This window comes from Streptomyces naganishii JCM 4654 (assembly GCF_014650575.1).
Lineage (GTDB): Bacteria > Actinomycetota > Actinomycetes > Streptomycetales > Streptomycetaceae > Streptomyces > Streptomyces naganishii.
In genome coordinates, this window is the sequence record NZ_BMVF01000002.1 from 320,167 (window position 1) to 342,410 (window position 22,244).

Genomic DNA, 22,244 nt, shown 5'->3' on the forward strand with positions numbered 1-22,244 from the left:
TCGCGCGCAGCGGCGCGCGCAGCCTTGGAGTCACGAGCGGGACCCCCTCACGGTGCCCGGGGTATTGGACCTTTGGAACAACACTCACATCACTGGCCCAATCCGGCATTCCAGGTTCGGCCGCCAGGTCGAATCCGCTGCACAATCCGGATATGTCGATACGTCACGGGCTGCTCGCGCTCCTGGAGCAGGGCCCCGCCCACGGCTCCCTCCTGAGCACCGCGTACGCGGCCCGCACGGGGGCGCCGCAGCCCGCCCTCGGCCGTGTCCACGCCGAGCTGGGCCGCCTCGAGCGCGACGGCATGGTCGTACGCGACGGCGTCGACGGGGCCGGCCGGTGCCGGTACGCGCTGACCGGGGCGGGCCGCGCCGAACTGCGCGACTGGTACGCACGGCCCGCACGGCGGGAGGGCCCGCCGTGCGACGAGTTCGCCCTCAAGCTGGTGCTGGCGGTGCGGGAGGTGCTGACGGCGGGGGCGGCCGCACCGGACGTCGACGTGCGGCGGATCGTCGAGACCCGGCGCCGGCAGGTGTCCGGGGCGCTGCACGACTACGTGCGGCAGCGGGCCGAGGTGCTGGCGCTGCCGCCCGAGCGCCCCGCCGAACTGGCCCGGCTGCTGGTCCTGGAGCAGTCGATCTCCCGCGCGGAGGCCGAGGCCCGCTGGCTCGACCACTGCGAGGCCCGGCTGCTGCGCCTGCACGTCACGGATGCCGCCGAAGGCCCGGCCGGCACGGTGGATCACCCCGCGAGGGGGGCACCGAGGAGGTGAGACTCGGGCGTGCGAGAGAATGGCCGCATGGAGATGCCGAGGAACGAACGGTCGCCGGAGAATCCGCAGATCCTGGTCGTGGGCCAGGACGGAATGGCGCTCGGCGGCGGTGGGGACGACGATCCCCGCGAGACCCCGGTGACGGAGCAGGTGGAGCAGCCCGCCAAGGTCATGCGCATCGGCAGCATGATCAAGCAGCTTCTCGAGGAGGTGCGCGCGGCTCCTCTGGACGAGGCCAGCCGGGCCCGGCTCAAGGAGATCCACGCGAGCTCGGTCAAGGAGCTCGAGGACGGCCTGGCGCCGGAGCTGGTGGAGGAACTGGAGCGGCTGTCCCTGCCGTTCACCGACGAGGGAACGCCGAGTGACGCGGAACTGCGCATCGCCCAGGCGCAGTTGGTGGGCTGGCTGGAGGGCCTCTTCCACGGCATCCAGACCACGCTGTTCGCCCAGCAGATGGCCGCGCGGGCCCAGTTGGAGCAGATGCGCCGCGCCCTGCCCCCGGGCATCGGCCACGAGGGCGGCGACGACCCGCGCACCGGCGGCCATTCGGGCGGCCCCTACCTGTAGTCAGGAGCCTCCCGACAGCCGTGGCGCGAGCCACGACGCGACCCGCACGACGAGGGCCCGGCAGCCTGGCTGCTGGGCCCCGCGCGTCGCCGGATCAGGACGACGGCGGGTTGCCGGTGGAGACGTAGAGCTGGATCTGCGGGACGTTCTTCGGGTCGACGTCCGTGCCGGCCGCGGGGTACTGGTTCATGACCGAGCCCTCGCCGTAGGTGTTCTCGTCGACGCTGATCTTCTTCAGATGCCAGCCCGCGGCCTGCAGGCACTCCTTGACCGAGCCGATGTACTTGAACTGGAAGTCCGGCAGCCGGACCTTCTTGGGGTCGTTGTACGACTCCTGCGGTTCGGTGCACTGGCTCTTGTCGATCACCTTCGACGTGTCCGGGCCGCGGTGGCCCGCGACCGCGGACCTGGAGGCGGCGCGGCTGCCGCTCCCGCCCTGGCCGCCGCCCCCGCCACCGCCGTTGTTGTCCAGTGCCAGGGCGATGATCAGCCCGAACACCGCGACGGCGGCGACGGCTATCGACCCGATCACCACCGGCTTGTTGCTGCGGGACCCGCCGCCCCGACCGGGCGCGGGGGTCTGGTGCTGGGGCGAGACCGTGTACGGCGGCGGGGTCGAGGACTGCTGGGCGTACGGCGACGGGCTGGGCGTCTGGTAGCCGGGCTGCTGCGGATAGCCGTAGGCGGGGGACGGCGCGGACGGGCCCGCGGGGGTCCGGGGACCGTACGGGTTGGGCGCCGGGGCCGGCTGGTAGGGCGTCTGCAGCTGGCCGGAGGGCGCCGGGGCCGCGTCGACCGGCGGGAACACCGCGGAGCCGACGCCCGCGCCGCTCGGGGTGTGCGCGCCGGGCACGATGCTCGGCGGGGCCGCCTGGAAGGAGGCGGCCACGCGCAGGCACTCGTCGCGCATGGCGACGGCGCTCGGGAAGCGCTCGTTCGGGTTCTTCTTCAGGGCGCGGGCGACCAGCGCGTCCACCGCCGGGGGCAGGGAGCGGTTGACCGAGGAGGGCGCGACCGGCTCCTCCTGGACGTGCGCGTAGGCGATGGCCAGCGGCGAGTCGGCGTCGAACGGCAGCCGCCCGGTGACCAGTTGGAACAGCATGATGCCGACCGAGTACAGGTCGGAGCGGGCGTCCACGCCGCGGCCGAGGGCCTGCTCGGGGGAGAGGTACTGAGGGGTGCCGACGACCATTCCGGTCTGGGTCATCGAGGTGACGCCGGACTGCATGGCACGCGCGATGCCGAAGTCCATCACCTTGACCACGCCGCGCTTGGTCATCATCACGTTGCCCGGCTTGATGTCGCGGTGGACCAGCCCCATCTCGTGGCTGATCTCCAGCGCGGCGAGCACGTCCGCGGTGACCTTCAGGGCCTTGTCGGCGGGCATCGCGCCCTGCTGCCGGACGTCCTCCTCGAGCACCGAGCCGAGCGGCCGTCCCTCGATGTACTCCATGACGATGTACGGGGTCGTCATGCCGTCGACGTCGTCCTCGCCGGTGTCGAAGACCGAGACGATGTTCGTGTGCGTGAGCTTCGCCACTGCCTGGGCCTCGCGGCGGAACCGCTCGCGGAAGGCCTGCTCCCGGCCCAGCTCGGTGTGCAGTGTCTTGATCGCCACCTGGCGGTCGAGCACGGAGTCGTAGGCCAGGTGCACCGAGGCCATGCCGCCCTCGCCGAGCAGGTCGCGCAGCTGGTAGCGCCCGCCGGCCAGTGCCCGCCCCGCGAACCGGCCCTGCGCGCCGTCCTGGCTCATGTTCTGCGTCCCCCATAGGCGCGGTGGCAGCGGCTGCCGCGCTCGCGCGATCGACTGTCCACTTGCCGGATACCGTTGTCCACTGGCCGGATCCCGTGACCGGATCGGCGATGATCGACCTGTCATTCCCGGCCAAGTCTGCCCCAGGGCACTGACACGTCAAGCTCGGTGCCCGTTCCGTGACCGTACGCGAAAGAAGCGTCGCGCAAGCGTTACAGCGGGCGTACGGCCGGTACACGGAATTTGCACGACCATACCCTTACGGGGTTTGATGGCCGGTCCGTCTCGGTCCGGTCCGCGCGGCGAACCCGGACCGGCGGCTCGCGCCGAGCCTGTAGCGTGGCCGACGGAAGACCGTGACAACACCGCGCACCGCGGGCAGAAACGACGGCGAGGACTGATGGCACAGACGCAGCGCGCCCAGGGCCCGTCCGACCCCGAGGCGACTGGCGGCGGCGGCATGTCGGACGCGCCGGAGATGTGGGGCAACGGCGGCCTGGTGGGCGACGGCCGGTACCGGCTGACGCGCAGGCTCGGCCGGGGCGGCATGGCCGAGGTGTTCGCCGCCGAGGACGTGCGCCTCGGGCGCACGGTCGCGGTCAAGCTGCTGCGCGCGGACCTCGCCGAGGACCCCGTCTCCAAGGCCCGCTTCACGCGCGAGGCCCAGTCGGTGGCCGGGCTCAACCACCACGCGATCGTCGCCGTGTACGACTCCGGCGAGGACTACGTGGGCGGCCAGTCGGTGCCGTACATCGTGATGGAGCTGGTCGAGGGCCGCACCATCCGCGACCTGCTGCTCAACGCCGAGGCGCCGGGCCCCGAGCAGGCGCTGATCATCGTCTCGGGCGTGCTGGAGGCGCTGGCCTACTCGCACCAGCACGGCATCGTGCACCGCGACATCAAGCCCGCCAACGTCATCATCACCGACAACGGCGCCGTGAAGGTGATGGACTTCGGCATCGCCCGCGCCCTGCACGGCGCGTCCACGACGATGACGCAGACCGGCATGGTCATGGGCACCCCGCAGTACCTCTCCCCGGAGCAGGCCCTCGGCAAGGCCGTCGACCACCGCTCCGACCTGTACGCGACGGGCTGCCTGCTGTACGAACTCCTCGCGCTGCGGCCCCCGTTCGTCGGCGAGACCCCGCTGTCGGTGGTCTACCAGCACGTCCAGGACCTGCCGGTGCCGCCGTCCCGCGTCTCCGAGGGCGCCTGCCCGCCGGAGCTGGACGGCCTGGTCATGCGGTCGCTGGCCAAGGAGCCCGACGACCGCTTCCAGACCGCCGAGGAGATGCGCGGGCTGGTCCAGTACGGCCTGCAGATGCTCTACGACCAGGGCGCCCACACCGGCACCTGGAACACCGGCCCGGTGGAGGTCCACGAGGGCCGGCACACCCCGGCCGCGGGCTTCGCCGGTACGACGGTGATGCCGCACCCGGGCGACGCGAGCCCGGGCACCACCCAGATCCCCGCCCCGATCCTGCCCGGCGGTTACGGCAACCGCGACGACGGCGGCTTCGAGGGGCACGGCAACCAGGGCAGCGGCCGCGGCAAGCTGTGGATCCTCGCCGTGCTCGCGGTGATCGCCGTCGCGGCGGGCGTCGCGCTGGCCCTCCAGAACGCCGGCGGCAACGGCGGCGGAGGCAGCACCGGCACCACCACGTCGCCCTCGGCCAGCCAGACCACGGGCGACCAGCAGCCGAGCTCCACGCCGAGCGACTCGGCCCAGAGCCGTCCCTCGGACACGCAGACGGACCACGGCACCGGCACGGGCGGTACCCGCGGGGACTGGACGCCCTCCACCCAGCCGTCGTTCACGCCCTCGCAGTCGGCGCCGGGCCAGCACTCCAACCAGCCGTCGAACACGCCCAGTTCCAAGCCGTCGGCGACGCCCTCGGGCAGCGGCGGCACGACGACCGGCGGCGGTACGACCACCGGCGGCGGTACGACCACCGGCGGTGGCACGACGACCGGCGGCGGTACGACCGACGGCACCTCGGCGGGCAACAGCGGCGGCGACAGCGCCGGCGGGCCCGCGGGGTCCCTCGCGGGCAACACGACCGGCTGAGCCGGGCCCAGGGCCCCGGGCACGTCCCGCTCAGCCCGTGAACGCCCCGCACACCGCCTCGTACTCCCCGGTCCACCACGACACGAGGGCCGAGGCGGCCGGGAACTGGGGATCCGCGCGGGTGTCGCCGCGCTCGTAGTGCCAGCGCAGCATCCAGAAGTCGTTCAGCCGCTCCCACCACACCCGGTGCACGGCCGCGGCCAGTTCCGCGCGCGTGGCCCCGGCGGCGCGCCGGTACGCGCGCGCGTACGCGCCGGCCTTGGCCAGGTCCAGGGTGCCTTCGGGCCGCAGGAAGAAGATCGCCGCGGCCCGGACCGCCTCCTCCGCGCGGGGCTGCACGCCGAGCCGGTCCCAGTCGACGATCGCGGCGGGCGCGTCTCCCCGGTAGAGCAGGTTGAAGGGGTGGAAGTCGCCGTGCACCCAGCCCACCGGGCCGCCCGGCGGCGGCCGCCGGTCCGCGTGCCGCTCCAGCAGGGAGCGGCGCTCCAGGAGGCGGTGCCGGGCCAGTTCGTCGAAGGCGTCGCGGGGGCGGTGGCGGCGGACGCGGGCGAGCAGGTCGTCGATCAGGGCGAAGGTGGCGGCCGGGTCGGCGCTGTGCACCGGGTGCGGTCCGGCGGCGGGACGGGTGCGGCCCTTGGGCGGCATCACCCGCTCCAGGCAGGCGTGCACGGCCCCCAGGAGGCCGCCCAGGCGGGTGCACTGCCCGGCGGTGAGCTGTCCGCCGTGCCGGTGCCCGCCGTCGACCCAGGGGTGCAGCGCGTAGGCGTGGCCGCCGACGACCGCGACCGTGCGCCCGTCGCGGCGGGGGAGCGCGGGCGCCACGGGCACGCCCAGGTCGGCCAGGCGCTGAGTGGCCCGGTGCTGCCGGGCGATCGCCGCCGGGTCGGCGGTGTCGGGGTCGAAGTGGTGCTTGAGGAAGTAGCGGCCGCGCGTGGTGCGCAGCCGGTAGCCGCGGTTCAGCAGCCCCTGCCCGACCGGCTCACAGGTGAGGGCGCTACCGGCGCTGTACTGGCGCAGCAAGGCGCTCAGAGGGGGCGCGTGGGGTACAGGGGGTGGTACACAAGAGCGCGGCACGCGCCAGATGCTAGGGCACCGCGCCTGGCCCTTGAGCTGGGCCTTGTCACACACAGTCGCCGATGATCGCTTTCGGTCACATGAGGTCGTACGGGCCCCGGACCCGCGCCGTACCCGTCCCCTACCGTCCGGTACGCCCGCCGCGCGGCCGCCGTTCCCCGCGAGGAGCAGCGGCACGCCCGAAGACGGCTCTTCCCGTGGCCGGAATCACGGGATAACGTGCCGGTGTTCCGGCCCCCTGCAAGGCTGTGACCAGCGGCTGGCCCCCATACCGTGCGAGGTACTTGGACGTCCAAGTGAAAGTACTTGGAAATCCAAGGAAAAACGCAGGTCAGAGAGGGTTTCACAGAAATGTGGAGCACTGGGTAACGTGGCTGTTGCAGGGCGCTCGCCGGGGCACCTGTCACGCCTGTTCCCGGCCGAGTGGCACCCACCCCGTGCCCGGTGGTCGAGCAACAGGTGAGCCTCCCCCCAGGCTCCACGAGCAGGGGGGACCCCCAGGCCCACCGGCGACCCCGGGGGCCGGACCGACGGAGGAGCACACGTGACCGTGGAGAGCACTGCCGCGCGCACACCGCGACGCAGCGCCGGGAGCAAGGCCGGAGCGACCGGCACCCAAGCAGCCGGCACCACCGGTACCAAGCGCACCACCCGCACGACCGCCAAGAAGGGCACCGGCGCCCGCAGCAGTGCCGACCCGGAGCTCGTGCAGCTGCTGACCCCCGAGGGGAAGCGCGTCAAGAACGCCGAGTACGACGGCTACGTCGCCGGGCTCACCCCCGAGGACCTGCGCGGCCTGTACCGCGACATGGTGCTCACCCGCCGCTTCGACGGCGAGGCCACCGCGCTCCAGCGCCAGGGCGAGCTGGGCCTGTGGGCCTCGCTGCTCGGCCAGGAGGCCGCCCAGATCGGCTCCGGCCGCGCGCTGCGGGACGACGACTACGTCTTCCCGACCTACCGCGAGCACGGCGTGGCCTGGTGCCGCGGGGTCGACCCGACCAACCTGCTCGGCATGTTCCGCGGTGTGAACAACGGCGGCTGGGACCCCAACGGCAACAACTTCCACCTCTACACGATCGTCATCGGCTCCCAGACCCTGCACGCCACCGGCTACGCGATGGGCGTGGCCAAGGACGGCGCGGACTCCGCGGTGATCGCCTACTTCGGCGACGGCGCCTCCAGTCAGGGCGACGTGGCCGAGTCCTTCACCTTCTCCGCGGTCTACAACGCCCCGGTCGTCTTCTTCTGCCAGAACAACCAGTGGGCGATCTCCGAGCCCACCGAGAAGCAGACCCGCGTCCCGCTCTACCAGCGCGCCCAGGGCTTCGGCTTCCCCGGCGTCCGCGTGGACGGCAACGACGTGCTGGCCTGCCTCGCGGTCACCAAGTGGGCGCTGGAGCGGGCCCGCAGCGGCGAGGGCCCCACCCTGGTCGAGGCGTACACGTACCGCATGGGCGCGCACACCACCTCCGACGACCCGACCCGCTACCGCCACGACGACGAGCGGGCCGCCTGGGAGGCCAAGGACCCGATCCTGCGCCTTCGCCGCCACCTGGAGGCATCGAACCACGCGGACGAGGGATTCTTCGCGGAACTCGAGGCCGAGAGCGAGGCGTTGGGCAAACGAGTGCGCGAAGCGGTCCGTGCCATGCCCGACCCGGACCACTTCGCCATCTTCGAGAACGTGTACGCGGACGGGCACGCGCTCGTCGACGAGGAGCGCGCCCAGTTCGCCGCCTACCAGGCGTCGTTCGCGGACGCAGAGGGGGTCTGAGCATGGCTGCGGAGAAGATGGCCCTGGCCAAGGCGATCAACGAGTCGCTGCGCCGCGCCCTGGACGCCGACCCGAAGGTCCTCGTCATGGGCGAGGACGTCGGCAAGCTCGGCGGTGTCTTCCGGGTGACGGACGGCCTCCAGAAGGACTTCGGCGAGAGCCGCGTCATCGACACCCCCCTCGCGGAGTCCGGCATCGTCGGCACCGCGATCGGCCTCGCCCTGCGCGGCTACCGCCCGGTCGTCGAGATCCAGTTCGACGGCTTCGTCTTCCCCGCGTACGACCAGATCGTCACGCAGCTCGCGAAGATGCACGCCCGCTCCCTGGGCAAGGTCAAGCTCCCCGTCGTCGTCCGCATCCCCTACGGCGGCGGCATCGGCGCGGTCGAGCACCACTCCGAGTCCCCCGAGGCACTCTTCGCGCACGTGGCGGGCCTGAAGATCGTCTCCCCCTCCAACGCGTCGGACGCGTACTGGATGATGCAGCAGGCCATCCAGAGCGACGACCCGGTGATCTACTTCGAGCCCAAGCGCCGCTACTGGGACAAGGGCGAGGTCAGCACCGAGGCCATCCCCGACCCGCTGCACAGGGCGAAGGTCGTCCGCGAGGGCACCGACCTGACGCTCGCCGCCTACGGCCCGATGGTCAAGCTCTGCCAGGAGGTCGCCGCCGCGGCCGCCGAGGAGGGCAAGTCCCTGGAGGTCCTGGACCTGCGCTCGGTCTCCCCGCTCGACTTCGACTCCATCCAGGCGTCCGTGGAGAAGACCCGCCGCCTCGTCGTCGTCCACGAGGCCCCGGTCTTCTTCGGCTCCGGCGCGGAGATCGCCGCCCGGATCACCGAGCGCTGCTTCTACCACCTGGAGGCCCCGGTGCTGCGGGTGGGCGGCTATCACGCGCCGTACCCGCCGGCCCGCCTGGAGGAGACCTACCTGCCGGACCTGGACCGCGTGCTCGACGCCGTCGACCGCTCGCTGGCGTACTGAGGGAGAGGTTCGTGACGACGATGACCGAAACGTCCGTGCGTGAGTTCAAGATGCCGGATGTCGGCGAGGGACTGACCGAGGCGGAGATCCTCAAGTGGTACGTCCAGGTCGGTGACACCGTCACCGACGGACAGGTGGTCTGCGAGGTCGAGACGGCCAAGGCCGCCGTCGAACTCCCCATCCCCTACGACGGCGTGGTCCACGCGCTGCACTTCCCCGAGGGCACCACCGTCGACGTGGGCACGCCCATCATCGCGGTGGGGGTCGCCGGCGCGGCCCCGGCCGAGGCGGAGGTCCCGGCCCAGGCGGCCCCCGCGGCCGAGCCGCAGCAGGCCGAGGAGGCCGAGCCGCAGGGACGCCAGCCGGTCCTGGTGGGGTACGGCGTCTCGACGTCCGCCACCAAGCGGCGCCCCCGCAAGGGCCAGGAGGTGACGGTCCCCCAGGCGGGCACGGCACTTCAGTCGGAGCTGAACGGCCACGCGGGAGCGGCAACCGCTACCGCGCCCGCCGCCCCGGCTCCCGAGCCGGCCGCTCCCGCCCCCGCCGCGCCCGAATCCAAGGAGCGCCCGCTGGCGAAGCCGCCGGTGCGCAAGCTGGCCAAGGACCTCGGGGTGGACCTGGCCACGGTGGTCCCGTCCGGCCCGGACGGCATCATCACGCGCGAGGACGTGCACGCGGCGGTGGCGGCGACGACCGCGCCGCAGGCACCGGAACCGGCGGCGGCCCAGCCCGCGCCCCAGCCCGCGCCCCAGCCGGCCCCGGCGCAGGCGCAGTCGTACGACACGGCCCGCGAGACCCGCGTCCCCGTCAAGGGCGTGCGCAAGGCGACCGCTGCGGCGATGGTCGGCTCGGCGTTCACGGCCCCGCACGTCACGGAGTTCGTGACGGTGGACGTGACGCGCACGATGCGCCTGGTCGAGGAGCTGAAGCAGGACAAGGAGTTCGCGGGCCTGCGCGTGAACCCCCTCCTGCTGATCGCCAAGGCCCTCCTGGTCGCCGTCAAGCGCAACCCGGACGTCAACGCGTCCTGGGACGAGGCCAACCAGGAGATCGTGCTCAAGCACTACGTCAACCTGGGCATCGCGGCGGCCACCCCGCGCGGGCTGATCGTCCCCAACATCAAGGACGCCCACGCCAAGACGCTCCCGCAACTCGCCGAGTCCCTGGGCGAGCTGGTCTCCACGGCACGCGAGGGCAGGACGTCCCCCGCCGCCATGCAGGGCGGCACGGTGACGATCACCAACGTCGGCGTCTTCGGCGTCGACACCGGCACGCCGATCCTCAACTCCGGCGAGTCCGCGATCCTCGCGGTCGGCGCGATCAAGCTCCAGCCGTGGGTCCACAAGGGCAAGGTCAAGCCCCGCCAGGTCACCACCTTGGCCCTCTCCTTCGACCACCGCCTGGTCGACGGCGAGCTGGGCTCCAAGGTCCTGGCGGACGTGGCGGCGATCCTGGAACAGCCGAAGCGACTGATCAGTTGGGCGTGAAGCCCCTGATTCGGTAGTTTGGGACCCCTGAAGGGGACGGCCGCAACTTCGTCTTGCGACCGTCCCCTTCGCTGCTGCCCGGCCTCGTGAGCCGCGGTCTCAGGGCTGATGGAGCACGTACACGGGAGCGCCGTCCGCGGCGCCGCCCCGCGACCGGATGCAGGCGTGCTTGCGCAGCAGCCGCAGACACTCGTTGACCCGGCGGACCGACAGCCCGGTCCGCGCGGCGATCGCCTCCAGCGGCTCCCGGAACTCGCCCTTCTCGACGAGCACGGGCGCGATCACCACCGCCACCGTCCACACGTCCTCCGTCACGGACAGCCGCTGCCGCCAGTCGGCCAGCACCGACTCCGTGGTGGGCCGCACGCCGGACGGGCCGCCGGGCACCGGCCGGCCCGGAGCCAGTACGTCGAGCCGGTCCGCGATACGTCCCATGGCCTCGGCGATGGCCTCCTGCGCGGCGAGCACGGCCCGCTGCGCGGCCAGCGACTCCCTCTGCAGCGCGAGCGATTCACGCTGTGCGACCGCAAGCTCCTGGTCCACCTGGAGGTTGTGCGCCTCGAGCCGGACGATGGCGTCGGCGACCTGTTCCGGCATGGCGTAGGCGACGGCAGCGCCGGGACCGGCCGGCTGCACCTCGGCCTGCTCCAGGCTGTAGGAACCCTCCCGCTGCACGGTCTCGATGACTTCGGCGACCCACTGCTTGAAGGGCGCGCAGGCCGGCTTGGTACAGGCGTTGACGAGCAGCACGAGACCTCGCAGAGAGATGACATTCAGGTCTCGGCGCCACTCTCTGCCTGCGGGAACGCTGAGACCGTAAGCTCCAGTTACGGTCTCGAGAATCTCTCGGTGCCCCTCCGGGACGTGATCGGCGAGCGCCTGCCGGGAGTTCGTGTGCCCGAGTTGCCTGCAGACGTCCACCGCCGGGAACCAGTGGGCCCCGTCCGGCATCGTGAGCCGTCGGACCCTGGCGCCGGTCGCCGCGTACACGAAGTCGCTGACGTCGATCGCCTCACGGGGCTTGCCCGCATCGGGCCGCTTGCTCGGTTCGTTCATGTGAACCACCTCCGCCGCGGAACGTAAAGCGGAGCGAAGTGCATATGCCAGCGCGCTCGGGAATGTTCACGATTGCGAGGGAAGATCATCAAAACCGCTGCCCGGCCGGCCCGGAATGTGCATCAGGCCGGCGGGCCGTAATCGGGTCGAGGGTCGCCGAGCCGGCGGGCGACGAGGGCGAGCCATCCGCTCGGGGAGAAGGGCGCGGGCGGGTCGACCTCCATGCCCAGCTCCGCGAGGGCGAGGGCGTAGTCGGACTCGCCGAGGTCGAGGGCGAGGAGCTCGTGGAGCTCGCCGGCGAGACGGGCGGCCAGCTGGGGGTCGGTGGCGGCGCGGTAGTCGTCGAGGGCCGCGTCGTGGTCGTCGAACTCGTCGGGCATGTCCTGGGAGAACCAGCCGCCGAGGAACTGGCCGAGTTCGGGGAAGCGGGCATGCCACTCCCAGTGGGTCGCGGGGGCGGCCGGGGGCGGGACCCGGCCCTCCTCGACGCTGCGCCTGACGTGGTCGGCGAGGCAGCGCAGCCACTGCTGGACCTGGGAGTCGGGCAGACCGACGTCGGGGACGGCGTAGAACTCGCCGAGGCGCAGGCGCAGCCGGCCCGGCGGGTTGTCGGCGTACTCGCGCAGCTGGCGTTCCGCGACGGCCAGGGCCCAGGGGCGGGTGTGCCAGGTGTGGCGGAGGTAGGCGGTGAGGGCCTCGCCGGGCCGCTCGGGGGTGTCGTCGGCGCTCCGCCCGGCGTAGGCGCGCATGACCTGGTCCAGCTCGCCGTAGCGGCGGTCGTGTTCGAGGGGGCTCAGGGGCACGGTGGTCAGCCTCTGCGGATCGGCGCCACGGGCGCTACAGGTGGATCGGGAAGGTGGCGTGCACGGTGAAGCCGTGGGCACGGGAGGGATCCCGCTTGAGGATCACCCGGGCCGCCCGCACGTCCATGGGCTCGCGGCCGGCCAGCATCATCGCCTGGAGCAGCACCCGCCCGACCGGCTCGGGCCGGGAGGGCCAGGACGCCTCGACGGTCAGCCGCGCACGCGTGGACTGCGCGAGCCAGCGGTGCACGACCTGCTCGTTGGCGGTGACGACCTGCTGCGTCGCCCACTGGGCGGTCTCACGGTCGGGGTAGGTGGCGGAACGGGTGCGCATGGTGGGTCGATCGTCTCCTGTCGTCTCCTGCTCGGTGCTGTCCCGGTGTTCCCGGTGCCTACGCGCGCGGCTCCCACAGCGGCGAGTGCGACTCCCGCAGGTGCTCGACGCACAGGCGCGCGAAGAGCGGGAAGAAGTCGGTGAAGTCCTCGGTGCCGGAACCGCCGGCCATGGCCGCCGAGCTGAAGAACCGGTCCATCTGGTGTTCCGTGTGGAAGACGGCCATGGCCTGGTGGCACTCCGCGACCACGCTCGGCAGGTCCCACGGGCACCGGGGATGGGTTTCCTCGATGTACATGCGGATGCCCTCCTCGGAGGTGGCGTCGTGCATGTCGTCGCTGATCGCGACACCGTCCTGACCGAAATAGATGGGCAGAATCTGACTGAAGCGCGGGAAGCGGAGACTCAACTCCCAGGTGTCCATGGGCCTTGCACAGAACGTCTCCAGGTCCGCGCCCCAGTTGTCGACGTAGTCGGCGATCTCCCGCCAGACGCCGGGTGTGCGCTCCTCGGTGGCCGCGCGGGGCAGGTTCTTCAGCGCCTTGTGCGAACCGTCGGGGAAGGCCTCGAAGAGGTCCGCGGCCAGCCGCAGTTCCGCGGAGATCTCGGCTGGATGGCGTGCGCCGTCGACGCTCGCGGTGCGCAGTCCGCGCACCAGAGTGAACAGGCGCTCCCGCCACTCGGCGGCGTTGTCGGGGATCCTCTTGCTCCACCCCTCGTACGGCGACAGAAGCGTACGGGCTCCGGCCAGTTGCCAGTACTCGACTTCTTTCCCGTGGGTGGGCGTCATACTAACTTCCTGCCTTCTGCGTCAGATTCTTCGGCATCGACGTCATGACGGTGAAAGGGGGATCGAGGTCGTCGTTGTAGACGAGCCGGGTCTCCACACCGTCCACGTATCTCGCTTCGCCGGCCGGGAACGGGTCATTCTGGATCTCGCTCTTGTCGATGCTGCGTCCGCTGTGGCCGTACGGTGTTTCCGAAACGCTCACGTCCAGCCGCGCGCCGTTCGCCGGCTTGCTCCTGATCCAGTCCGAGATCCTGTTGTCATTCTTGTCCAGATTGTATTGAGTCAGCTTCTGTGCGGACTCCATGTCCTGGAATGAGGAAGCCTCCGCGATTTTGGGCTGGCCGTACGGCCATGCGGTTCCCGGCCGGGGTGGTTTCTTCAGGTCGTCGCGCAGGCGCTGCGCCAGCTGGTCGTCGGTGAGGCCGACGTGCTTCGAGGCCGTGTGGGAGTTCTCCAGCCATTCGGTGGACGCCAGGTCCACCGTGTAGACGCCGTCGTCCGTGTCACCGGGCCGCGTCCACACGTGCCCCGGTTTGAAATCGGTCAGGGAACGCGCCCCGAACGCCTCCGCGCGGGCCTCCTCCGCCTCGTAGGTCGGCGCGCTGATGGCCGCCTCCCGGAGTTCGGGGAGCAGTTTGCGGAGTCTGTCCGCGCCCTCGTGGAATGCCTTGTGGCACGCTTCGACGGCCGCGTCGCATCCTGACTTGTCCATGTGCGAGCGGAACTTCAGGACTATTTCCGCGAAGGTCGCGTACGCCGACAGCTTCGTGAACTCCTCCCAGGAGAACCCGTCCGGCGTCATGTCCTTGACGGTCGCCTTCGCGGCCTGCGCCGCCAGACGCTCGGTGGTCCTGCGGCACTTCTCGGCGGCGTCCGCGGCGTCGTGGAAGATCTGCTTCATCTCGTTGCCGGTCTTCTGCAGCACCTCGATGACGGGCCGGCGCGCCGACGGCGCCTCTTTGGGATTCGTCCGCCAGTCACGGCCGCCCGGCCGGGACGGCGGCAGAGCCTCGTTGTCCGTGTCGCGCCGGCCGCCCCAGGCGGTGCTGCCCCAGATCGACTGGCAGAAGGCGTTCATCGCGCTCTGCCAGTCGCTGTCGCCGCCGTCCGTCAGGTACTCGATGCTCCCCGTGAAGGCGTCGGCCGACTTCTTGGCCGACTCCCCGGCGGCCGCCCAGGCGTCCCCGATGCCGCGCATGTCCCCGGTCTGCGCTCCCGGGGTGATCTCGTGGGTCTTGCCGAGCCGGAGACCCTCCTCGATGGCGGGCTTGATCAGGTCGGCCAGGAAGTCGGGGACGTCGCCGATGGCCCCCACGAAGGGCACGTCGGAGTCGTCCCCGGTGCCGGTCCACTTGATCGACGCGACCGGGCCGTAGGACGCCTTGCCGACGCCGACGGGGGGATCCCGGCGAGGGGGCGGTCCCTGGATGCCCCGGGAGGACCAGTCGGCGGCCTGGTAGTGGTTCGCGGTGACGGTCAGTCCGACCGACACGCCACCGATGCTGGCCACGCACCTTGACCAGGTCTCCAGGAACTCCTTGGCCACGTCGTCGTAGGCGGCGGCGAAGTCGTCGGCGCCGCTGCCCTTGCCGGCGGCCTGGCGGTGGTCGACGTCGTGCACGAGCCGCATCGCCCTCTTGTGGAAGTCGACCTGCTCGTCCCGGATCACCGCGGAGGTGTAGTAGACGTGGCCCGGCTTCACGTCGAAGCCGCCACCGCTGTCGGGGGGCGGCTGCTTCAGCTGGTCGCGCTCCCAGCGGCGGCGCGCGTCCGAGGGCAGGCCGTCGCGTTCGGTGGGGGGTGGGGGCGGTGGCTGGTGGTCGGGGTCCGGCGAAGGGCCGGGCTCGGGATCGGGCTCGGGCCGGGGCGACGGGTGACCGCCGCCTCCTGAGCCCGCTCCGGCCGGGGGACTCGCGGACGGGGCGGGCTGCGGGGCGGGCGGCGTGGCCATCAGGCGGCCCCCCACCCGCGCAGGACCGCCTTGTGCGCCGCCGCGTAGTTGGCGTGTCCCGTGGTGACGTACTCGTGGAGCCACTTCTGGGCCGCCTGGAGGTCCTGGGCGCAGTGGTCCCACTCGTCGAGCTTCTGCACGAAGACCTCGCGGGCCTCGCCCTTCCAGGACAGGACGACCGGCTCGACGCGCTCGTAGAGGTCGTCCAGCTTGCCGTTGAGCTTCTTGAGGATGTCCTCCAGCTCGGTGGCCAGCTCGTGGAGGGTGGCGAAGGAGACGGCTATGTGGTCGTCGGCGGCGGGCCCGGTCGACATGTTCCCCCTTGTGTCGATGGCGTGTTCGTCGTCCTCAGTAGGAGTCGAGGCTGCTGCGCGGCGGTGGCGGTGCGGAGGCCTCGCCGGGAGTGGACAGCCTGCCGGCCTCGCTGCCGACGTCCACCCGCACCGACCGCATCTGCTCCAGCACGTCCAGGTCGTGCCGGGAGAAGCCGTCCCGGCTCATCCGCACGGCCTGCTCCAGCAGTTTCATCACCTCGCGGATGCGGACGGCGTCCTCGGCCGCCGCGCGGTGGAACTCGCGGTACGCCGTCGCCGCCGGCCCCCGCCAGCCCGCCTCGATACGGTCCACCAGGCCGTCCATGCGCTTCACCTGCTTGTCCAGGTGGTCCTGCATGTCGTCCAGGTCGCCGGCGAGCTTCGTCAGATCCTTGCCGGAGACGTGCAGGTCGGGCCCACCGCCCCCACCGCTTCCCCGCGTACCCACGTCGGTCCCCGTCCCCGTCGCTTCAGCACTTCAACTACCGTGCGCCCGCGACGGATTCTACGTGCCGCCCGCCGCGATCTGCCGTTCCGCACGGCGAAGGGGCCCGCCGCCCGTGACGTGAGTCCGGGCGGCGGGCCCCTTTCAGGGTGATCGTGGGTCAGCCGAGCCTGGCGAAGCCGTAGTTCAGGAGCTTGGTGGCGTCCGTGGCCCGCTGGCTGATCGAGGACGAGGCCAGGACGGTGCCGATGACCGTCTTGTTGTTGCGGGTGGCGGCGAAGACGAGGCAGTACTTGGCCTCCGGGCCGGAGCCGGTCTTCACGCCGATGGCTCCCGCGTAGCTGCTGAGCAGCGTGTTGGTGTTGGTCCAGGGCGCCATCGTGCGGGTGCTGCCCGTCCTGGTGATGGTCTTGGCCGTGTACGACTTGGTCTTCACGATCGAGCGGAACGTGGAGTTCTTCATCGCACTGCTGGCGATCTTCGTCAGGTCGCGCGGCGTGGAGTAGTTGTTGCCGTTGCCGATGCCGTCGAACGAGTCGAAGTGCGTGTTCTTCAGGTTGAGGCTCTTGGCCGTGCTGTTCATCTTGCCGATGAAGGACTTCACGCGCGCGCTCATCGTGGAGCCCGTGCCGTACTTGTCGGCCAGCGCGTACGCCGCGTCGCAGCCCGAGGGCAGCATCAGCCCGTACAGCAGCTGACGGACGGTCACCTTGTCGCCCACGATCAGGTGGGCCTGGGAGGCGTTGTTCTTCACGACGTAGTCGCTGTACGCCTTCTGGATGGTGACCTTGGCGTCGAGGTTCAGGTTCGACTGCGACAGCACGACCTTGGCGGTCATGATCTTGGTGGTCGAGCCGGTGGAGAGCGGGGAGTCCGCCGCCTTGGTGTAAAGCGACGTTCCCGTGGCGTTGTTCATCGCGTAGCCGCCCTTGGCCACGATCGACGGCGCGGTCACGGCCTGTGCCGGGACGGCGGTGAGCGCTCCGGTGGCCAGCACGGCCCCCGTGGTCACGGCGATCGCGGTGGCTCTGCGGAGGCGGCGGGTGGCCTGGATGCCGGTTTTCAAGTGAGGTACCCCGATTACGTCGAATGCCCCTACGGTGCGGCCGGTTTGGGGGACGGATGGGTGCCCGCAAAGCGGGGCCGCATCTGTCTGACTCGTAACCGACGCAGATGGTTGTGCGGTTGCGGGGGTGGATTTCGCGGCGGCAGGTGGACGTCCGCATGCTGGACGCGACGGGGACATGTGTACGTGTTGTATCTATGCTGTCGGCATGAGCAGTCTGGCCGTGAAACAGTCCGTGAAGCAGCCGCCCGCCGCGGACCGCGTCTACGCCCACGTCAAGCAGGCCGTCCTGGAGCGCCGCTACGAGGGCGGCACCCTGCTGACCGAGGGCGAGCTGGCCGAGGCGGTGGGGGTCTCCCGCACCCCCGTGCGCGAGGCGCTGCTGCGGCTGGAGGCCGAGGGGCTCCTCAGGCTCTACCCGAAGAAGGGCGCCCTGGTCCTGCCGGTCTCCGCGCAGGAGATCGCGGACGTCGTCGAGACCCGGCAGCTGGTCGAGGAGCACGCCGCCAGGAAGGCCGTGCCGGCGCCCGCCGGGCTCATCGAGCGGCTGGAGGAACTGCTGGCGAAGCAGAAGGCGCAGGCCGCCGCCGGCGACTTCGCCGCGGCCGCCGTCACCGACCGCTGCTTCCACGCCGAGATCGTCCGCAGCGGCGGCAACGAGATCCTCTCCCGCCTCTACGACCAGCTGCGCGACCGCCAGCTGCGCATGGGCGTCGCCGTCATGCACTCCCACCCGGACCGCATCGCCAAGACGCTCGCCGAGCACGAGGAGATCCTCCAGGCGCTGCGCGCCCAGGACGCCGAGGCCGCCGTCGGCGCCGTGCACCGGCACGTCAGCTGGTTCTCCCACCTCGCCCGGGGTGAGGTCCGGTGAGCTCGGCCACGGGTTCCGCCGCCCCCGTCGCGCTCCCGGCCGACCCGCCCGGCGGACGCCGCGCGGTCGCCGTGTGGAGCATCGGCGTCGCGGTCTACTTCGTCGCGGTCATCTTCCGTACGTCCCTCGGCGTCGCCGGCCTCGACGCGGCCGCCCGCTTCCACGTGGGCGCCTCGGCGCTGTCCACCTTCTCGATCCTCCAGCTCCTCGTCTACGCCGGCATGCAGATACCCGTGGGCCTGCTGGTCGACCGGCTCGGCACCAAGAAGGTGCTGGGGCTCGGCGCGGTGCTCTTCACGGCCGGGCAACTCGGCTTCGCCTTCTCCCCTTCGTACGGCACCGCCCTCGCCTCGCGCGCGCTGCTCGGCTGCGGGGACGCGATGACGTTCATCAGCGTGCTGCGGCTGGGCACCCGGTGGTTCCCCGCCCGGCGCGGGCCGCTCGTCGCCCAGCTCGCCGGACTGGTGGGCATGGCGGGCAACCTCGTCTCCACGCTGGTGCTGGCCCGGCTGCTGCACGGGCTGGGCTGGACCGCGGCCTTCGCGGGCAGCGCGCTGGCGGGTGTGGTCGTACTGGCGCTGCTGCTGCTCTTCCTGAAGGACCACCCCGAGGGCTTCGAGCCGGCCGCGCCCGCCCACCAGGGTGCCGCCTACGTCCGCGGCCAGATCGCCGCGTCCTGGCGTGAACCGGGGACGCGGCTGGGCCTGTGGGTGCACTTCACCACGCAGTTCCCGGCGATGGTCTTCCTGCTGCTGTGGGGGATGCCGTTCCTGGTCCAGGCGCAGGGGCTGACGCGGGCCGCGGCCGGTGAACTGCTCACCCTGGTCGTGCTGTCCAACATGGCCTTCGGTCTCGTCTACGGCCAGATCGTCGCCCGCCGCCACGCGGCGCGGCTGCCGCTGGCGCTCGGCACGGTAGCGGCCACCGCCGTGATGTGGGCCGCGACCCTGGGGTATCCCGGCGGGCGGGCGCCGGTGTGGCTGCTCGTGGTGCTGTGCGTGGTGCTCGGCGCGTGCGGGCCGGGCTCGATGATCGGCTTCGACTTCGCCCGCCCGGCCAACCCGCCCGAGCGTCAGGGGACGGCCTCCGGCATCACCAACATGGGCGGTTTCATCGCCTCGATGACGACGCTGTTCGCCATCGGCGTGCTGCTGGACGCGACCGGGGACGACTACGTCGTCGCCTTCTCCGCGGTGTTCGTGCTCCAGGCGCTGGGAGTCGGCCAGATCCTGCGGCTGCGGAAGCGGGCGGCGCGGCGCGAACGGGAGCGGCTGGTGGCCAGCCGGGTGGAGACGGTGCACGTGCCGGCGTGAGGACCGCGCACGTGCCGGCGTGACGGCCGGTCACACACCCGTGTGACAGGGCAACGTGCCCGCGTGACGGAGCACGTGCCCTCGGCCGGTCTCGAATCGGGCGAACAACTTACGGAACCGTAACCCACGCCATCGGAACCTGCGTTGCCGTAACCAGGTGGGTCAGGGACGGGGGGTCAGCGCCGGAACGCCGGGGCGGCTTCTCGCGGTCGTCGGGCTGTGGCAGGATGCCGACGACGGACGCGGAGGAACTCCGGTGCGGGCCTCGACGGTCCAATTCCGGGGCGGGCCCGCCACTGTGACCGGGGAGCCGCCTCCCCCTGATGGCCACTGGCAGCCGGCGGGAGCCGGCGCTGGGAAGGCCGGGAGACGGCGTCGGCACTCAGCCCGCGGGGCCGGTGCCGGGATCCGGGAGCCAGGATATTCCGCCCGTCCCGCCGCCAGGCACGTCCAGCCCGGGCGCGGACCGACACGCGGCGGCGTGGAAAACCGCCGAATGCGGAAGGTTCTCCCGTGATGCCCTCGTCCGGCTCCGTCCCGGTTCGTCCGTCTTCTGATTTGTCTCCTGCTTCAGCCTCTGCTTCTGCCTCTGCCTCTGCTTCTGCCTTCGGGGATACGGCCGCTGCCGTCCCCGTCGTGGGCGCGCTGCTGGAGCGGACCCTGGCCGCAATCGAGCCGGCGGACCCCGCCGCCGTCGCGGCGGCTCGTGACCGCCAGAACCACCTGACCAAGCCGCCCGGATCGCTCGGCCGGCTGGAGGAGTTGTCGGTCCGGCTGGCGGGTCTGGCCGGGGTGTGTCCCCCGCCGGTGCCGGAACCGGCCGCCGTCGCCGTCTTCGCCGCCGACCACGGTGTCCACGCCCAGGGCGTCAGTGTCTGGCCGCAGGAGGTGACGGCCCAGATGGTGGCCAACTTCCTGGCCTCGGGCGCCGCCGTGAACGTCCTCGCGGCACAGACCGGAGCCCGGGTGGTCGCGGTGGACGTGGGCGTCGCGACCCCGCTGCCCGGCGAGGACGGCGACTCCGGGATCCTGCTGCGGCGCCGGGTCCGGGCCGGGACGGCGGACATGACCCGCGGGCCGGCGATGACCCGTCAGGAGGCCATCCGCGCCATCGAGATCGGCATCGGGGTGGCCGGGCAGCTCGCCGACGAGGGCTGCCGCTGCCTGCTGACCGGCGACATGGGCATCGCCAACACGACCGCTTCCGCCGCGCTGATCGCCGTGTTCACCGGTGCGCGGCCGGACGACGTCACCGGTCACGGAGCGGGCGTCGACGAGAAGACCCGGCGGCACAAGGCGGACGTGGTGCGCGGGGCGCTGGAGTTGCACCGGCCCGAACCGCGGGACCCCGTGGGGGCCGTCGCGGCGGTCGGCGGCCTGGAGCACGCCGCGCTCGCCGGCTTCGTCCTCGGCGCCGCCGCCCGCCGGATCCCGGTGATCCTCGACGGCGTGATCGCCTCGTCGGCGGCCCTGGTCGCGGCCGCCCTGGCCCCGGACGCCCTGGCCGCCTGCGTCGCCGGGCACCGCTCGGCCGAACCCGGACACACCGTCGCCCTCCGGCACCTCGGCCTGGAACCCCTGGTCGACCTGGGACTCCGCCTGGGCGAGGGCACGGGCGCGCTCCTGGCCCTGCCCCTGCTCCAGTCGGCGGCCCGCACGCTCAGGGACATGGCCACCTTCGACTCGGCCGGAGTCTCCGGCAAGCGGACCTGACCGGCGGACCGCGCCGGCCCGGACGACCGCGTGGTCCCGGCCGCGCGGTCCCGGGTGGCACCGCGCCAACCGCGCGGTGCCGCCGCCCGGCGTTGGTCGCGTGCCACCGCCCGGAGCAACCGCCGGGCGGCGGTTAGCCGCCCCGCGCACGGCGGGCCCTGACGGCGGTGCGCCTACGGGCCCCCGCCGCGTCGGCTCCGGGGGAGGGGATCGACGGGAGACCGCCGCCGGAACGTACGTGTCTCAGTGCGTCACCGCGAAGTTGTCAAGGATCGCTGACGTCAGCGACTGGTCGCCCTCCGCCTTCACGCGGTCCGCCGCCGCCTCCGGGGTCACACGGCCGCAGGCCAGGCGGACGTAGGTCTCCCAGTCGAGGGTGAGGGTCGCGGCGGGGCCGAGCGCGGGGGCCGTCTCGAGGGTGCCGCGGCCCTGGATGTCGACGCGGATCGTGCGCAGGAACTCCACCGGGCCGTGCACGTCGAAGACGATCGCCGAACTGCGCGGGGCCTGCGCCTTCTCCGCCACCACGCCCGGAAGCAGGGCGAGAAGGTGGTCGCGGGCGATGTGGGCGCCCGGCGAGTCCAGGTTGCCGGGCCGGCCGAGGGCCGCGCGCAGGTCCTGCTCGTGCACCCAGATGTCGAACGCGCGGTAGCGCATGGCCTCTTCGAGGGTGATCTCCGCGCCGAGCGGGCCCCGCACCTTGGTGCCCGGGTCACGGTTCTCGTTGCGCAGCTGGCGGTTGCGGCGGATGATCGTGTACTCCAGCTCGGAGGTCATCTCCGGCGCCGTGTGGTGCCGGCGGACGTCGACCTGCATCTCCATGTAGCGCTGGTGCTCGTTGGTGACGTGGAACAGGTCGCGGGGCAGCGAGTGGATGGGGCGCGGGTCGCCCAGCATCTCGCAGTCCATGCCGATGACATGCGAGACGAGGTCGCGGACCGACCAGCCGGGGCACGGCGTCCGCCGGTTCCACTCGCCCTCCACGAGGGGCTGTACCAGCTCGGATATCGCTTCGACGGAGTGGGTCCAGGCGTCGGCGTAGGGCTGGAGGGTGGGATGCAGACTCACGGAACGGGACCCCTCGGCGGTCGGTACACGGGCAGGTTGTG

The 22,244-nt window shown here is 72.0% G+C and carries 20 protein-coding genes and 1 riboswitch; of the genes, 9 read left to right on the forward strand and 11 right to left on the reverse strand.

Features of this window, described 5'->3' with window-relative positions; translation table 11 throughout:
* Positions 1-152 precede the first annotated feature (152 nt).
* The gene (locus IE217_RS04315; RefSeq protein WP_190176334.1) at positions 153-770 is read left to right on the forward strand and encodes a PadR family transcriptional regulator; all 618 of its coding nucleotides are present in this window, start codon (positions 153-155) and stop codon (positions 768-770) included.
* A gap of 27 nt (positions 771-797) precedes the next feature.
* Positions 798-1,337, forward strand: a complete 540-nt coding sequence (locus IE217_RS04320; RefSeq protein ID WP_190176335.1) for a bacterial proteasome activator family protein — start codon at positions 798-800, stop codon at positions 1,335-1,337.
* A 94-nt stretch (positions 1,338-1,431) separates the two neighbouring features.
* Here IE217_RS04320 and IE217_RS04325 read toward each other — a convergent pair whose 3' ends face one another.
* The gene (locus tag IE217_RS04325; protein WP_190176336.1) at positions 1,432-3,090 is read right to left on the reverse strand and encodes a protein kinase domain-containing protein; all 1,659 of its coding nucleotides are present in this window, start codon (positions 3,088-3,090) and stop codon (positions 1,432-1,434) included.
* Positions 3,091-3,490: 400 nt separating this feature from the next.
* Here IE217_RS04325 and IE217_RS04330 point away from each other — a divergent pair, with 400 nt between their 5' ends.
* Positions 3,491-5,158 carry a protein kinase domain-containing protein gene (locus tag IE217_RS04330; RefSeq protein ID WP_190176337.1) on the forward strand — a complete coding sequence of 556 codons (1,668 nt, stop codon included), beginning with the start codon at positions 3,491-3,493 and terminating at the stop codon, positions 5,156-5,158.
* A gap of 30 nt (positions 5,159-5,188) precedes the next feature.
* Here the strand turns inward: IE217_RS04330 and IE217_RS04335 are convergent, their stop codons facing one another.
* Positions 5,189-6,187 (reverse strand): phosphotransferase, encoded by a 999-nt coding sequence (locus IE217_RS04335; RefSeq protein ID WP_190176538.1) that lies wholly within the window; start codon positions 6,185-6,187, stop codon positions 5,189-5,191.
* A 589-nt stretch (positions 6,188-6,776) separates the two neighbouring features.
* Here IE217_RS04335 and pdhA point away from each other — a divergent pair.
* From pdhA to IE217_RS04350, 3 genes are read left to right on the forward strand one after another with little or no spacing between them, the layout of a single operon-like run.
* Positions 6,777-8,006 (forward strand): pyruvate dehydrogenase (acetyl-transferring) E1 component subunit alpha, encoded by a 1,230-nt coding sequence (gene pdhA, locus IE217_RS04340; RefSeq protein WP_190176338.1) that lies wholly within the window; start codon positions 6,777-6,779, stop codon positions 8,004-8,006.
* A gap of 2 nt (positions 8,007-8,008) precedes the next feature.
* Positions 8,009-8,989, forward strand: a complete 981-nt coding sequence (locus IE217_RS04345) for an alpha-ketoacid dehydrogenase subunit beta (protein WP_190176339.1) — start codon at positions 8,009-8,011, stop codon at positions 8,987-8,989.
* An 11-nt stretch (positions 8,990-9,000) separates the two neighbouring features.
* On the forward strand, positions 9,001-10,476 hold the full coding sequence (locus IE217_RS04350; RefSeq protein WP_190176340.1) for a dihydrolipoamide acetyltransferase family protein: 1,476 nt from the start codon (positions 9,001-9,003) through the stop codon (positions 10,474-10,476).
* A gap of 99 nt (positions 10,477-10,575) precedes the next feature.
* On the opposite strand, the gene IE217_RS04355 is transcribed toward IE217_RS04350, so the two are convergent.
* The 8 genes from IE217_RS04355 to IE217_RS04390 form a co-directional block, all read right to left on the reverse strand.
* Positions 10,576-11,532 (reverse strand): BRO-N domain-containing protein, encoded by a 957-nt coding sequence (locus IE217_RS04355; protein ID WP_190176341.1) that lies wholly within the window; start codon positions 11,530-11,532, stop codon positions 10,576-10,578.
* 122 nt (positions 11,533-11,654) lie between these two features.
* Positions 11,655-12,335: a contact-dependent growth inhibition system immunity protein gene (locus tag IE217_RS04360; RefSeq protein WP_190176342.1), complete on the reverse strand. Its 681-nt coding sequence runs from the start codon at positions 12,333-12,335 to the stop codon at positions 11,655-11,657.
* 34 nt (positions 12,336-12,369) lie between these two features.
* Positions 12,370-12,669, reverse strand: coding sequence for an RNase A-like domain-containing protein (locus IE217_RS04365; RefSeq protein ID WP_190176343.1), 300 nt, complete (start codon positions 12,667-12,669; stop codon positions 12,370-12,372).
* 58 nt (positions 12,670-12,727) lie between these two features.
* Positions 12,728-13,459 (reverse strand): hypothetical protein, encoded by a 732-nt coding sequence (locus IE217_RS04370; protein WP_190176344.1) that lies wholly within the window; start codon positions 13,457-13,459, stop codon positions 12,728-12,730.
* A 1-nt stretch (position 13,460) separates the two neighbouring features.
* On the reverse strand, positions 13,461-15,410 hold the full coding sequence (locus IE217_RS35050) for an RNase A-like domain-containing protein (protein ID WP_190176345.1): 1,950 nt from the start codon (positions 15,408-15,410) through the stop codon (positions 13,461-13,463).
* A complete protein-coding gene (locus IE217_RS04380; protein ID WP_190176346.1) occupies positions 15,410-15,724 on the reverse strand; it encodes a WXG100 family type VII secretion target in 315 nt (104 codons plus the stop codon). Before IE217_RS04380 ends, IE217_RS35050 begins: the two co-directional genes overlap by 1 nt.
* Positions 15,725-15,758: 34 nt before the next feature.
* Complete coding sequence (locus IE217_RS04385) at positions 15,759-16,172, reverse strand: WXG100 family type VII secretion target (protein ID WP_190176347.1); 414 nt, start codon at positions 16,170-16,172, stop codon at positions 15,759-15,761.
* Positions 16,173-16,329: 157 nt separating this feature from the next.
* Positions 16,330-17,235 (reverse strand): D-alanyl-D-alanine carboxypeptidase family protein, encoded by a 906-nt coding sequence (locus IE217_RS04390; protein ID WP_190176348.1) that lies wholly within the window; start codon positions 17,233-17,235, stop codon positions 16,330-16,332.
* A gap of 208 nt (positions 17,236-17,443) precedes the next feature.
* Here IE217_RS04390 and IE217_RS04395 point away from each other — a divergent pair, with 208 nt between their 5' ends.
* From IE217_RS04395 to cobT, 3 genes are all read left to right on the forward strand, one after another.
* Complete coding sequence (locus IE217_RS04395) at positions 17,444-18,109, forward strand: GntR family transcriptional regulator (RefSeq protein WP_229865016.1); 666 nt, start codon at positions 17,444-17,446, stop codon at positions 18,107-18,109.
* Complete coding sequence (locus IE217_RS04400; protein WP_190176349.1) at positions 18,106-19,422, forward strand: MFS transporter; 1,317 nt, start codon at positions 18,106-18,108, stop codon at positions 19,420-19,422. The genes IE217_RS04395 and IE217_RS04400 overlap by 4 nt, the downstream gene beginning before the upstream one ends.
* Before the next feature lie 246 nt (positions 19,423-19,668).
* A riboswitch (cobalamin riboswitch) is annotated at positions 19,669-19,847 on the forward strand.
* A 211-nt stretch (positions 19,848-20,058) separates the two neighbouring features.
* Entirely contained in the window at positions 20,059-21,135 is a 1,077-nt protein-coding gene (cobT, locus tag IE217_RS04405) for a nicotinate-nucleotide--dimethylbenzimidazole phosphoribosyltransferase (RefSeq protein WP_308432685.1), read from the forward strand.
* A gap of 243 nt (positions 21,136-21,378) precedes the next feature.
* Here the strand turns inward: cobT and IE217_RS04410 are convergent, their stop codons facing one another.
* Positions 21,379-22,203, reverse strand: coding sequence for a maleylpyruvate isomerase family mycothiol-dependent enzyme (locus IE217_RS04410; RefSeq protein ID WP_190176351.1), 825 nt, complete (start codon positions 22,201-22,203; stop codon positions 21,379-21,381).
* Positions 22,204-22,244 lie beyond the last annotated feature (41 nt).

Bases quoted from the DNA above. Each gene is read 5' to 3' on its own strand.
- IE217_RS04315 (WP_190176334.1), top strand. From the start codon at position 153: ATGTCGATACGTCACGGGCTGCTCGCGCTCCTGGAGCAGGGCCCCGCC.
- IE217_RS04320 (WP_190176335.1), top strand. From the start codon at position 798: ATGGAGATGCCGAGGAACGAACGGTCGCCGGAGAATCCGCAGATCCTG.
- IE217_RS04325 (WP_190176336.1), bottom strand. From the start codon at position 3,090: ATGAGCCAGGACGGCGCGCAGGGCCGGTTCGCGGGGCGGGCACTGGCC.
- IE217_RS04330 (WP_190176337.1), top strand. From the start codon at position 3,491: ATGGCACAGACGCAGCGCGCCCAGGGCCCGTCCGACCCCGAGGCGACT.
- IE217_RS04345 (WP_190176339.1), top strand. From the start codon at position 8,009: ATGGCTGCGGAGAAGATGGCCCTGGCCAAGGCGATCAACGAGTCGCTG.
- IE217_RS04355 (WP_190176341.1), bottom strand. From the start codon at position 11,532: ATGAACGAACCGAGCAAGCGGCCCGATGCGGGCAAGCCCCGTGAGGCG.
- IE217_RS04365 (WP_190176343.1), bottom strand. From the start codon at position 12,669: ATGCGCACCCGTTCCGCCACCTACCCCGACCGTGAGACCGCCCAGTGG.
- IE217_RS04370 (WP_190176344.1), bottom strand. From the start codon at position 13,459: ATGACGCCCACCCACGGGAAAGAAGTCGAGTACTGGCAACTGGCCGGA.
- IE217_RS35050 (WP_190176345.1), bottom strand. From the start codon at position 15,410: ATGGCCACGCCGCCCGCCCCGCAGCCCGCCCCGTCCGCGAGTCCCCCG.
- IE217_RS04380 (WP_190176346.1), bottom strand. From the start codon at position 15,724: ATGTCGACCGGGCCCGCCGCCGACGACCACATAGCCGTCTCCTTCGCC.
- IE217_RS04395 (WP_229865016.1), top strand. From the start codon at position 17,444: ATGAGCAGTCTGGCCGTGAAACAGTCCGTGAAGCAGCCGCCCGCCGCG.